Annotated in this window: 10 protein-coding genes; 9 read left to right on the top strand and 1 reads right to left on the bottom strand. The window is 61.7% G+C overall.

The features are described from left to right. The first annotated feature begins 189 nt into the window (after positions 1–189). The 9 genes from I6L46_RS05365 (at position 190) to I6L46_RS05325 (ending at position 11,814) form a co-directional block, all read left to right on the top strand. The gene (locus I6L46_RS05365) at positions 190–1,332 is read left to right on the top strand and encodes an isovaleryl-CoA dehydrogenase (protein ID WP_216977565.1); all 1,143 of its coding nucleotides are present in this window, start codon (positions 190–192) and stop codon (positions 1,330–1,332) included. After that, complete coding sequence (locus I6L46_RS05360) at positions 1,329–2,930, top strand: carboxyl transferase domain-containing protein (protein WP_216977564.1); 1,602 nt, start codon at positions 1,329–1,331, stop codon at positions 2,928–2,930. Before I6L46_RS05365 ends, I6L46_RS05360 begins: the two co-directional genes overlap by 4 nt. A gap of 11 nt (positions 2,931–2,941) precedes the next feature. After that, entirely contained in the window at positions 2,942–3,796 is an 855-nt protein-coding gene (locus I6L46_RS05355; RefSeq protein WP_216977563.1) for an enoyl-CoA hydratase-related protein, read from the top strand. Continuing rightward, a complete protein-coding gene (locus tag I6L46_RS05350) occupies positions 3,793–5,763 on the top strand; it encodes a biotin carboxylase N-terminal domain-containing protein (protein ID WP_216977562.1) in 1,971 nt (656 codons plus the stop codon). Before I6L46_RS05355 ends, I6L46_RS05350 begins: the two co-directional genes overlap by 4 nt. Continuing rightward, positions 5,760–6,728, top strand: coding sequence for a hydroxymethylglutaryl-CoA lyase (locus I6L46_RS05345; RefSeq protein ID WP_216977561.1), 969 nt, complete (start codon positions 5,760–5,762; stop codon positions 6,726–6,728). The genes I6L46_RS05350 and I6L46_RS05345 overlap by 4 nt, the downstream gene beginning before the upstream one ends. Positions 6,729–6,730: 2 nt before the next feature. Then, entirely contained in the window at positions 6,731–7,141 is a 411-nt protein-coding gene (locus I6L46_RS05340) for a MerR family DNA-binding transcriptional regulator (protein WP_040068130.1), read from the top strand. Positions 7,142–7,177: 36 nt separating this feature from the next. Beyond that, the gene (locus I6L46_RS05335; RefSeq protein WP_216977560.1) at positions 7,178–7,939 is read left to right on the top strand and encodes an ABC transporter substrate-binding protein; all 762 of its coding nucleotides are present in this window, start codon (positions 7,178–7,180) and stop codon (positions 7,937–7,939) included. Between the two features lie 52 nt (positions 7,940–7,991). Next, positions 7,992–10,994 (top strand): DUF748 domain-containing protein, encoded by a 3,003-nt coding sequence (locus I6L46_RS05330; protein ID WP_216977559.1) that lies wholly within the window; start codon positions 7,992–7,994, stop codon positions 10,992–10,994. Between the two features lie 223 nt (positions 10,995–11,217). Then, positions 11,218–11,814 (top strand): GPR1/FUN34/YaaH family transporter, encoded by a 597-nt coding sequence (locus I6L46_RS05325; protein WP_005336948.1) that lies wholly within the window; start codon positions 11,218–11,220, stop codon positions 11,812–11,814. Positions 11,815–11,899: 85 nt separating this feature from the next. On the opposite strand, the gene I6L46_RS05320 is transcribed toward I6L46_RS05325, so the two are convergent. Further along, entirely contained in the window at positions 11,900–12,658 is a 759-nt protein-coding gene (locus I6L46_RS05320; RefSeq protein WP_254203154.1) for a zinc-dependent peptidase, read from the bottom strand. Positions 12,659–12,728 lie beyond the last annotated feature (70 nt).

Here is a 12,728-nt window from a genome sequence, read left to right as displayed (position 1 = left end):
CTGTTGACGCTCTCACTACCACCGCTTTATCGACACACAACAGATTAACAATTGATTTACGTTTACGCTAACGTAAACTTGTGGCAGAAGTGAAGTACAAAATGGACCGACCACTGCCAGCCGTAACGCCGAGTCAGCCGGTCGAACCAACCTTCCTACCCGACTGTCATATCCGCAAGGAGAGCATGGATGCAGATGGATGAGACCCTGAATGCCCTGACCGAACAGGTTGCGGCTTTCTGCCAGAAAGTGATCGCCCCGCGCGCCAGCGAGATCGATCAGAGCAATGCCTTTCCCCGTGATCTCTGGCCCCGGATGGGTGAGCTGGGGCTGCACGGCATCACGGTGGCGGAGGAGTATGACGGGGTGAACCTCGGCTATCTGGCCCACGTGCTGGTAATGGAGCAGGTGAGCCGCGCCAGCGCCTCGGTCGGCCTCTCCTACGGCGCCCACTCCAACCTCTGCATCAACCAGATCCACCGCCACGGCACACCGGAGCAGAAAGCGCGCTACCTGCCCCCGCTGGTGAGCGGCGAGCATGTGGGGGCGCTGGCCATGAGCGAGCCGGGCGCCGGGTCCGATGTGGTCAGCATGCGCCTCACCGCAGTGCGCGAGGGGGATCACTTCGTGCTCAATGGCAACAAGATGTGGATCACCAACGGTCCGGATGCCGACACCTTCGTCATCTATGCCAAGACCGATGCTGCTGCCGGTCCCAAAGGGATTTCCGCCTTTATTGTCGAGGCGGGGACTCCCGGTTTTTCTACCGCCCAGAAGCTCGACAAGCTGGGAATGCGCGGATCCAGCACCTGCGAGCTGGTGTTCGACAACTGCCGGGTACCGCAGGAGAACTTGCTGGGCCCCTTGCACGGCGGGGTCAAGGTGTTGATGAGCGGGCTCGATTACGAGCGGGTGGTACTGGCGGCCGGCCCCCTTGGCATCATGCAGGCCTGCATGGACGTGGTGCTGCCCTATGTGCGTGAGCGCAAGCAGTTTGGTCAAGCCATCGGCGAGTTTCAGCTGGTGCAGGGCAAGCTCGCCGACATGTATACCCGCCTCGCCAGCAGCCGGGCGCTGGTCTACTCGGTGGCGAGCGCCTGCGATCAGGGTCGCACCAGCCGTAAAGATTGCGCCGCAGCCATCCTGTTTGCCGCCGAAAACGCCACCCAGATGGCCCTCGACGCTATCCAGCTGCTCGGCGGCAACGGTTACATCAACGAATACCCCACTGGCCGCCTACTGCGGGACGCCAAACTTTACGAGATCGGCGCCGGCACCTCTGAGATCCGCCGCTGGCTCATCGGCCGCGAGCTGATGGGAGAAAATGCATGAGTCGTATCCACTCCCGCCTCGACATGGCGAGCCCGGAATATGAGGCCAATCGGGCCGCCATGCAGGGGCTGGTCGACGATCTCCATATTCGCATTGCCGAGATCGCGCTAGGGGGCGGCGCGGCCAACAACACCCGCCATCAGGCCCGCGGCAAGCTGCTACCCCGCGAGCGCATCAATCAACTGCTGGACCCGGGCTCCCCGTTTCTCGAACTCTCGGCGCTGGCTGGCTGGCAGGTCTATGACGAGCCGGTACCCGCCGCCGGTATCATCACCGGCATCGGCCGGGTCTCGGGCAGGCTCTGCATGCTGGTGGTGAATGACGCCACCGTGAAGGGCGGCACCTACTACCCGCTCACGGTGAAAAAACACCTGCGCGCCCAGGCCATCGCCGAGCGGCTGCGTCTCCCCTGCCTCTATCTGGTGGATTCCGGAGGCGCCTTCTTGCCGATGCAGGACGAGGTGTTCCCCGACCGGGATCACTTTGGCCGCATCTTCTACAACCAGGCCCGCATGTCGGCCCAAAACATCCCTCAACTGGCAGTGGTGATGGGGCTCTGCACCGCTGGCGGCGCCTACGTGCCCGCCATGGCGGACGAGTCGATCATGGTCAGGGAGCAGGCCACCATCTTTCTGGCCGGCCCGCCGCTGGTCAAGGCCGCCACCGGCGAGGAGATCAGCGCCGAGGCGCTGGGCGGGGCAGATGTACACTGCGCCCACTCCGGGGTAGCGGATCATATGGCCCGTGACGATGCCCATGCGCTGGCCATCGCCCGCACACTGGTGACTCATCTGGGTAACGAGCCGATAGAGAGCAGCCCCGGCTACGAGCCCCCCTGCTACCCCATAGAGGAGCTCTACGGTCTGGTGGGCACCAGTCTCAAACGACCTTACGACGCCCGCGAACTGATTGCACGACTGGTGGATGGTTCTGACTTTGACGAATTCAAGGCGCTGTTCGGCACCACACTGCTGACCGGCTTTGCCCGTATTTGCGGCATGGAAGTGGGGATCCTCGCCAACAACGGCGTGCTGCACAGCGACAGTGCCCAGAAGGGGGCCCACTTTATCCAACTCTGTAACCGGCGTGCCATCCCGCTGCTCTTTTTGCAGAACATCACCGGCTTTATGGTGGGGAGCAGCGCAGAAAAAGAGGGGATCGCCAAGCACGGCGCCAAGCTGGTCACCGCCGTGGCCTGCAGCCGGGTGCCCAAGATCACCCTGATCGTCGGCGGCAGCTTTGGTGCCGGCAACTACGGCATGTGTGGCCGCGCTTATGAGCCCGACTTTCTCTTTAGCTGGCCCAACAGCCGTATCTCTGTCATGGGTGGCGAACAAGCTGCCGGAGTGCTGGTGCAGGTGCGCAGGGACAAGCTGGCTGCCGAGGGCAAGAGCCTGAGCGAGCAGGAGGCGGCCGCCATCCGTGCTCCGGTGATCGAGCAGTATGAGCGGCAGGGTCACCCCTACTACGCCAGCGCCCGCCTGTGGGATGACGGCGTCATTGACCCGGCCCAGAGCCGCACCGTGCTGGCACTGGCGCTCGCCGCATGTCAGGGTGCCCGCATTGAACCCGAGCAGTACGGCATCTTCCGGATGTAAGGAGCAAACCCATGTCAGATCCACTTACTTCCTCAGCACTTGGCTCTTCAACACAGGGCCCGTTTCGGCTGGAGCGGCATGGCCCGCTGGCCGAACTGGTGCTGTCGCGCCCGGCCCGCCACAACGCCTTTGATGCCGACCTGATGCTGGGGCTGCTCGACTGCCTCGATGATCTGGCCCATCTCCATGGTCATGATCTTGCCGAACGCCCCCACGCCCTGCTGCTGCGGGCCGAAGGCAAACACTTTTGCGCGGGCGCCGATCTCAACTGGATGCGCAATCTGGCCCACGCCGATTTTGAGCACAATCGCGAAGACGCCCGGGTACTGGCCAGGCTGATGCAGACCCTCGACGAGCTCCCCTTCCCCACGGTGGCGCTGGTGCAAGGGGCCGCCTACGGCGGGGCGCTGGGGCTCATCTGCGCCTGCGATCTGGTGCTGGCCAGCGACGATGCCCGCTTCTGCCTCTCAGAGGTAAGCCTCGGGCTAGTGCCTGCGGTTATAAGCCCCTACGTGGTACGCGCCATGGGAATGCGTCAGGCGCGCCGCTACATGCTCAGTGCCGAGCCGTTCGATGCCATCACCGCCTGTCGGCTCAATGTGGCGCATCAACTCTGCAAACCGGATCAACTGCTGGCGGAGGGACGGGCGCATGCCCTTCGTCTGTGCCGCAACGGGCCGGAAGCGATGAAAGAGACCAAACGGCTGCTGGCGGCGATAGAGGCCCATCCTTCCCGCCTGCACGAAGAGAAAACTGTCGAGACCATTGCCCGGGTTCGGGTGGGGCTTGAAGCCCAGGAGGGGATGCAGGCCTTCTTTGACAAACGCCCTCCCGCCTGGCGTCCCCGTTTCAAGGATGAGACATGACCCATCACACTCAGATTAAACGCCTGCTGATTGCCAATCGCGGCGAAATCGCCGTGCGCATCATCAAGACGGCGAAACGCCTCGGCATTCACACCATCGCCCTCTACTCCGATGCCGACGCCCATGCCATGCACACCCGTCTGGCCGATGAGGCCTGGCATCTGGGGCCCGCACCGGCCAGAGAGAGCTATCTCGACACCGGCAAGGTGCTGAAGATTGCCAAAGAGGCGCGCGCCGACGCTATCCATCCCGGTTACGGCTTTCTGTCGGAAAACAGCGATTTTGCCACCGCCTGCGAACAGCGCGGCCTGCGCTTTGTCGGCCCAAGCGGCGCCGCCATTCTCGCCATGGGCGACAAATCGGGCGCCAAGGCGCTGATGCAGGCTGCCGGCGTACCTGTGCTGCCTGGCTATCACGGCACGGATCAGCGGCCGGACTTTTTGCGCGATCAGGCGAGCCAGATTGGCTTCCCGCTACTTATCAAGGCGGCCAGTGGCGGCGGTGGCAAGGGGATGCGCCGGGTCGATCAGCTGGCCGACTTTGACGAGTCGCTGGCGGCAGTCAAACGGGAAGCCAAGGCCGCCTTTGGTGACGATCTGGTGCTGCTGGAGCGCTATCTGCCCCAGGCTCGCCATGTTGAGGTGCAGGTCTTTGCCGATAGCCTCGGCAACGCCATCTATCTGGGGGATAGGGACTGCTCCTTGCAGCGACGCCATCAGAAAGTGATCGAAGAGGCGCCCGCCCCCGACATCCCTCCGGCTCTGCGCCGCGCCATGGGGAAGGCAGCCGTGGCCGCAGCCAAGGCCATCCACTATCAGGGGGCTGGCACCATCGAGTTCCTACTCTGCAAGGATGAGTTCTTCTTTATGGAGATGAACACCCGGCTGCAGGTAGAGCATCCGGTCACCGAAGCGGTGACCGGGCAGGATCTGGTGGCCTGGCAGTTGGCCGTAGCCGAAGACAAGCCGCTGCCACTCACTCAGGAGGAAGTGGTGCTGCGCGGCCATGCGGTGGAGGCGCGCCTATACGCTGAGGATGTGGCAGCCGGTTTTCTGCCTGCCAGCGGGCCTATCCACTGGCTCCACTGGCCCGTTGGCGTGCGCATCGACACCGGCGTTACCGCTGGCGATGAGGTGAGCCCCTATTACGATCCCATGATCGCCAAGCTGATCGCCCACGGCCAGAGTCGCGCCGAGGCGTTCGCTCAACTGGCCGATGCGCTGGCGGCACTGGATCTCGGCCCGCTGGTGCACAACGGCGCGCTCTTGCTGCGCCTTTGTGAAGAGCCTGACGTCCTGGCCATGGGCCACCATACCCAGTGGCCCATACCCACCACAGCACGGCCCATTCCTGAGCTCGCCTGGCCGCTGGCCGCCTTCTGGCTGGCGAGCCGCCCTGCGGGCAGCTCCCCCTGGCAGCAAGCCTGCGGATTTCGGCTGGGGCCGGATCGCTGCTGGACAGCGGCGGTGCGCATCGGTGATGAGCGCCGGGTATTGACCCTTCACGATCATGACGGACAGTTTGGGTGGCAAGGGGAGATCTGCTGCTACCAGAGAGGCGATGACCATATCCGCCTGCAACAGGGTGGCTGCTGGCAGCAGACCCCCATTCAGACGGTCGCAGGCTCGGAGGCAACCTTCATCATGACCCTGGCGGGCCAGCGCATCCGTTTCGCAACCGATGATCAGCAGCACAGCCACCACCATGATCAGGCGAATGAGAAGGCGCAGGGTGCCATTGCCCCCATGCACGGCATCGTGGTGGCCGTACTGGTCGAGCAAGGCCAAACGGTCAGCAAGGGGCAACCCCTGCTGGTACTGGAGGCGATGAAGATGGAGCACCAGTTGCGCGCAGAGCGGGACGGGGTAATTGAGGCGCTGCAGTGCAAGCAGGGTGAGCAGGTGAGCCAGGGGGCCATGCTGGTGCGCTTTGCCGAAGAGATTGCCACACAGGAGGATCACCCATGAACCGATCACAGGACATCCGTGACGACAGGGTCAGTCTGGTGGAGATGGGGCCGCGCGATGGCCTGCAAAATGAAGCTGCGCCCCTCTCCCTGGTACAGCGGCTGGAGTTGATCCAGCGACTGGCCGACAGCGGCCTGCAACGCATCGAGGTGGGTGCCTTTGTCTCTGCCAAAAAAGTGCCGCAGATGGCGGACTCCGCAGCGCTGTTCGAGGCACTGCCGCGCAAGGGCTCAACCCGTTACGGCGCACTGGTGCCCAATCTGCAAGGCTTGCAGGCAGCCATTGCCGCCCGCGCCGACGAGATTGGCCTCTTCACCGCCTGCTCCGACGGTTTTACCCGCGCCAATATCGGCATCAGCGTGGAGGAGTCTCTGGTGCGCTTCGCCCCGCTGGTGCTGGAGGCGCGCCGCCTCGGCATCAAGGTGCGTGGCTACCTCTCCACCGTCATCGCCTGCCCGTTCGATGGCCCGACCCGCCCGAAACGAGTCGCTGCGATGGCCGAGCAACTACTGGATCTCGGTTGCCACGAAATTTCGCTGGGGGACACCATCGGCGTCGGCACCCCGGGTACGGTGGCGCCCATGCTGGATGCGGTACTGCACGAGATCCCGGCGGGGCGACTCGCGGTCCATTTTCACGACACCTACGGCCAGGGTCTGGCCAACCTGCTGCCCGCGCTGGAGCGCGGCATTCGCACCATCGACTGCTCGGTGGCAGGCCTTGGCGGCTGTCCCTATGCGCCGGGCGCCTCCGGCAATGTGGCGTCAGAAGAGGTGGTCTACCTGCTGCACGGCCTTGGCATGACGACGGGGGTGGATCTCGACAAACTGGCGGCCACCGGCCAGTGGGTGAGCGAGCAGCTCGCTCGCCCCAACGGCTCGCGGGTCGGTCAGGCCCTGCACGCCAATGCCGAGCGGCTGCGTGCCCGCCTCTGCCTGCCACACGCCCAGCAACAGGAGTCATGACCATGTCCCGTTCCCTGCCCGGCAAGGAGATCACCTACAGCATTTCGGAGCTGGCCCACGAATTCGATGTCACGCCGCGCACCATCCGCTACTACGAGGATGAGGGGCTGCTCACCCCGCTGCGGGAGGGGCAAACCCGCATCTACAGCCATCGGGACAAGATCCGGCTCAAGTTGACCCTGCGCGGCAAACGGCTGGGGTTTAGCCTGGCCGAGATCCGCGAGCTGTTCGATATGTACGACACCGACAAATCGAGCAAAACCCAGCTCCACTCCATGATCCAGCTGATCGAGGCAAAACGCGGCGCCCTGCGCCAACAACTGGAGGATATCCAGATGGTGATGGCCGAGCTGGAGGCCGCCGAACAGCGCTGTGTTAATTCCCTTAACAACTTGAAAACTGGCGCAGATTAACCGAATCTGGGAGCAAGCTATTGCCCTGGGGATCCCATGAGATATTGGTGCTGGTTTTTGCTCTTGTTCAGCCTCTCTGGCTGGAGCCATCCCCTCATCAAGGTTGGCGGATACCCCTATGCCCCCTTTGTGGTCAAACTCTCCGATTCCCGCTATGAAGGGCTGACGCTGGACCTCATCGCCAAGCTAAACGAGATCCAGCAAGAGGTAAGATTCGTGTTTGTTCCCACCTCGGCCGCCAACCGTTACAAGGCGCTCGATCTGGGCCGTTTCTCGCTGATGCTGTTTGAAGACACCAAGTGGGGCTGGGACACAGATAAATTCAAGATGACAGCACCCTTCCTCGGTGGTGGCGAGGTCTATGTGGCCCTGAACAAAACGGGTCGGGATCAGCGCTTTTTCGATGACCCCTCTCGGCATCATCTTATCGGGGTGACCGGCTACCACTACGGCGTTGGCCAGTTCAATGCCGATCCTCTCTACCTGCAGCGCAAGCTCAATATCACCCTGGTCAAAGACAACGTCAGTGCCTTGCAAGCGCTACTCAAAGGGCGTGGCGAGGTAGCCATTCTCAACGTTTCCTACCTTAACCAGTATCTGCTGGCCCACCCCGACACCGCCGACCAGTTGCTGATCTCGCAGAAATGGGATCAACGATATCAACACCGCGCCATCCTTCACCCTGAGGCCCCCATTACCCCTGCCCAGCTGGAACAGTGGCTGGCAGCGCTGCAACAAAAGGGTGAACTGGAGCGCCTTTGGACAAAGTACGGCGTACAACAGCACGCAACCCCATGATTACTATCCAGCTTTTCTGTACCATGGCGGGAACCAAATGGGAGTGCACCAAATGAACATCACCGAGCCCGCGTCCCCCAAGCTCCGCTTGCTGCGCTACCTTGCCTACGCTTTCCTGCTGTTTCTTATCCTGATCACTCTGCTGCTGTGGCAAACCCCCCGTCTGATCCAGCGCTATCTGCCCGGCTGGCTGGCCGAGCACTATGGTCTGCAACTGACGCTGGGGGAGATTGACGTAGGAGTCCGCACCCCATCTCTCACCCTCGGCGCGACCGCCCTGCTCGATGCCAAACAGCAACCCATCATCAGTTTTGAGCAGCTCTTTATCACCCCCAACCTGCAAGCCAGCTGGCAGCAGAAAGGGGTCGTGCTTTCCGCCGTCACCCTGACCAAACCCGTGGTGCTGCTGCAACGGCTGGCAGACAAAAAGGGGGAGGTTCGACTCAATCTGACCGATGCGCTGGCGACCCTGCTCGCCCCTTCGCCCTCCCCCGAGCCCGAAACAGCCAGAGCCCCGCTGCTGGTCGACATTGCAAGTGTCAATGTCACTGACGGGCATGTGCGCTATCAGGATCAGCGCAAGGAGAGCGAACCCGGCTGGTTGCCGCTCCTCAATCTGGAGAAAGTGACCCTCAAGCTCGATAACCTGCGCACCGAGGCAAATCACCCGACCGCCTATCAGCTGAACGCAGCCATCAACGGCAAAAGCAGCCTCACCGCTCACGGCAAGCTCGATGTGATGAGCGGCATGGGTCAGGGCAAGGTGAGCCTCAAACAGGTCGAGCTGAAACCCTTCGCCCCGCTCTGGGCACCCTATCTCAAGCTGGATCTGGCCAAGGGCCACGCCAATGCAGAGGTGGAGTACCAGCTTAAAGAGAGCAAGCAAGGGGTACTGTGGCAATTGTCCAAAGGCAAGCTGACGCTGGACAACTGGCAGCTTAAAAAACACAAGGGCGACGAATTTGCACGCTTCGGCCAGTTGGCCCTTAGCGATTTGGCTGTCGATGGCCAGAAACAGTCGCTCCAGCTCGGCAAGGTGACCCTGCAACAGCCCCTGCTCAAGGCCACCCTCAACCCACAGCAGGAGCTTGATCTGGCTGACTTGCTGATTGAACAGGCTCCCGCCAAGCCCGTCAAAGGGGCCCACGCCGCAAACGAGGTGGCCAACAATGCGGCGCCCAAGTCGGCACAACAAGCAAAGACAGCCGGTAACGGCAAGAAACATACGCCAGACAAACCCTGGCAGTGGCAGATCAAGCAGATCCTTATCGACAAGGGCGATCTCACCCTCACCGAATCGAGCAGCGGCAAACCGCAGGCACGCCAGTTCTCCGGCCTCAAGCTGGCGCTGGGGCCACTGGGCAGCAAGGGGGAGCAACCGAGCAAACTGACTCTGGCCACCCAGTTCAACCAGAGCAGCCCCCTCGCCTTTGATGGCCAACTGACCCTGACTCCTTTCACCTTAAGCGGCGACATCAACCAGCAGGGGCTGCCCCTGACACTGGCACAGCCCTATCTGGCCGATCTGGTACGCATCAAGGTGCAAAACGGGCTGCTGAGCAGCAAGACCCGCCTTGATCTCGCCACCACCGCCCAAGGAGATCTCAGCAAGCTGACCCTGCAGGGGGGGCTCGATGTCAACGGGCTCAAGGTGGTCGATCGGGCAGACAATCAGCGGCTGCTGGAGTTCAACACCCTGGCTCTCACCGGTCTGACGTACGACGGCATCAGCCAGCAGATGCGGATCAAGGACATTGCCCTGAACAAGCCCTTCGCCCGCATCGAGATCAACGAAGATGGCACCACCAACCTGCAACAACTGCTGCTGCCGCAGCCGGCGGCAGCCAAAAGTACTCAAGCGGCGGCAGGCAGCAAGGCTCCCGACTTTCGTTTCACCATTGATCAGCTGCGCACCGAGCAGGGCAACCTGCGCTTTGCCGACCGCAGTCTGAGTCAGGATTTTGTGGCCGATATCGCCTCGCTGGGCGGCCAAAGTCGCCATATCAGCAATATTCCGGGGCAACGCTCCGATCTCGCCTTCAACGGCAAGGTGGATCGCTATGCACCGGTGACCATTCGCGGCGGTACCAACCTGCTGGTGGCCAACCCGATCCTCGACATCGCGGTCGCTTTCCACAATCTGGAGCTCACCACCTTTACCCCCTATTCGGGCACCTATGCCGGTTATGCCATCGACAAGGGGCAGCTCTCCATGAAACTGCACTACAAACTGGAGGGCAACCGGCTGGAGGGGGATAACGACATCACCATCAAGAAGCTGCAACTGGGCGAGAAGATCAAGAGCGATCAGGCCAAGGATCTGCCGCTGGGGCTGGCCATCGCCCTGCTGAGCGATGCCAACGGGGTGATACAGATGAACCTCAAGGTGAAGGGGGATCTCGATCAACCGGACTTCAGCATCGGCAATATCTTCTGGGATGTGCTGGGCAACACCCTGAGCAAGGCGATCACCTCCCCCTTCTCCCTGCTCGCCTCGCTGGCCGATGGCACCGAAGATCTCGACGAACTTCCCTTCCTGCCGGGGGATCCCGATCTCACCCCCACCCAGCAGGAGAAACTGGTCAAGCTGGCGCAGGCCCTCAAGGATAGACCCAAGCTCAGCATGAACATTCGCGGCAAGGTCAACTTCAACGAGGAGCGCCCCATCCTGCAACGGCAAAAGCTGGAACGGGTACTGGCCAAGCTCACCGGCAATCAGGCGGATCTCGACCTGCTGGAACAGGACCCCGCCCTGCAAGAGGCGCTGGCCCAGGCCTATGAAGAGCGCTTTGGCGAAGATCTGGATGATCTGGCCGATCGCCTCCATCTGGATGAAGAGAGCTCAGCACTGCGGGCCCAGGCGGTGATCCTGCTGCGGGATCAGCAGCTCATCACCGCCAAATCCCTGCGCAATCTCGCCATGCGCCGGGCGCAAAATACCAAGGAGTTTCTGGTCGACAGCCAGGGGATCGCCCCGGAGCGGCTGTTCGTGCTCGACAGCCAGGTCAAGGAAGAGGACAAGGAAGCCAAAGTGATCCTGACACTGGATCAGTGACGCCGCCGCACTGCGCAAAAGCGTAATAAAAATACAACCCCTCAACTATTTTGACACCTTTTGCTCACCAAACAGCCTGTCTTGGTGAGCATTTGGCCTCTGGTACAAATAATCACGTAGTTTTTTTACGATTTATCCCCCTTGCCCCCTTGCGGGCGCGCCGCAGCCTGCCTAAAATCGCGCGTCTTTTGTTAACCCCACCTCTATTTTTGGAGAACGCCACGTGAGCGAAAAATTGGCCAACCCTGCCCCTCTGGGTCTGATGGGTTTCGGTATGACCACCATCCTGCTGAACATCCATAACGCAGGTTTCTTCCCCATTAGCGCCATGATCCTGGCCATGGGCCTGTGCTACGGCGGCATCGCCCAGATCATCGCTGGCATCATGGAGTACAAGCGTGGCAACACCTTCGGTGTGACCGCGTTCACCTCCTACGGCCTGTTCTGGCTGAGCCTGGTGTTCCTGCTGATCATGCCGACCATGGGTCTGGCCGAAGCCACTCCGCACGCCTACATGGGTTGGTATCTGCTGATGTGGGGCATGTTCACCCTGTTCATGCTGGTTGGCACCATCAACTACCCGCGCGCCAAGCAGTTCGTGTTCGCCTCCCTGACCGTGCTGTTCTTCCTGCTGGCCGCCCGTGACTTCACCGGCAGCACCCTGATCGGCACCATCGCCGGTTTCGAAGGCATCATCTGTGGCGCCAGCGCTATCTACCTGGCCATGGCCACCGTAATCAACGAGCAGTTCGGCCGCACCGTGATGCCGATCGGCGATCACAAGAAAGCCGCCGCAGTACAGCTGAAAGCCGCTGCCTGATAGGCAAGCCACTCAGATTGTGAAAAAGGCACCCTTGGGTGCCTTTTTGCTATCTTGAATAACCGTTTAACAGCTCGGTTATCAGCTAAGTGACCCGGCGTCCGCTTCCCGCCAGCAAGCGGGTCACGGGGAAACGCAGTGCGGGATCCAGGCTAAAGAACTGGCGCAGTTGCCGGTATACCGCGGGATAAACCTGCTGCAGCCGCAGCGGATCGGTAAAGAAACATTCGCAGCTGACGGCGAAAAACTCCGCGGGATGTTCGGCGGCATAGGGATCGATATCGGTCACTTCGTCCCGGTCGAGTTGTTGGCAGAGCGCATCGAAGGCGGCCTGAAAGGCCTGTTGCCACAGCTGGCTGCTCATCTGCCTCGGCAACGGCGGCGCGCCGTCCGCCTCACCGCCCAGCATGTCGAGCTTGTGGGCCAGCTCGTGGATCACCAGATTAAAGCCATCCCAGTCACCATCCTGCTGCAGTTCGCTCCAGGCCAGCACCAGCGGCCCTTGCGGCCAGGATTCGCCTGCATTCTCCTCTTCAAACTCGCTCACCAGCCCGAACTCATCCTGCACCTCCTGACGCCGGGTCACGGGCTCGGGGATGATGATGATTTCGTGAAAGCCGCGATACCAGTCAAGGCCGAGATGAAGAATGGGCAACGCCGCCTGCAGCGCCAGCACTGCCTGTTGACGGCGGCTGAGCTCTACCCCGATCAGGGTCAGGGTCTTGCGCTTGAGTAGCTGTTGCCCCAAGCCGATAAGCGTTGTCTGCTCGGTGTCGCTGAGCCCTTGCAAGATGGGCACTGCCGCCAGCGCCTGACGCCACAGCGCCAATTCATCCTCACTCATGGGCGTTTGCGGGCGACCACCCAGCCATTTGAACCATCCCAGCACGCTTACTCCTTCTTTTGATGCAAAA

Origin of the sequence: Aeromonas sp. FDAARGOS 1416, assembly GCF_019048085.1 — a bacterium.
Lineage (GTDB): Bacteria > Pseudomonadota > Gammaproteobacteria > Enterobacterales > Aeromonadaceae > Aeromonas > Aeromonas veronii.
The sequence above is the reverse complement of the archived record's forward strand: the minus strand, read 5'-3'. Positions and strand labels throughout refer to the sequence as shown.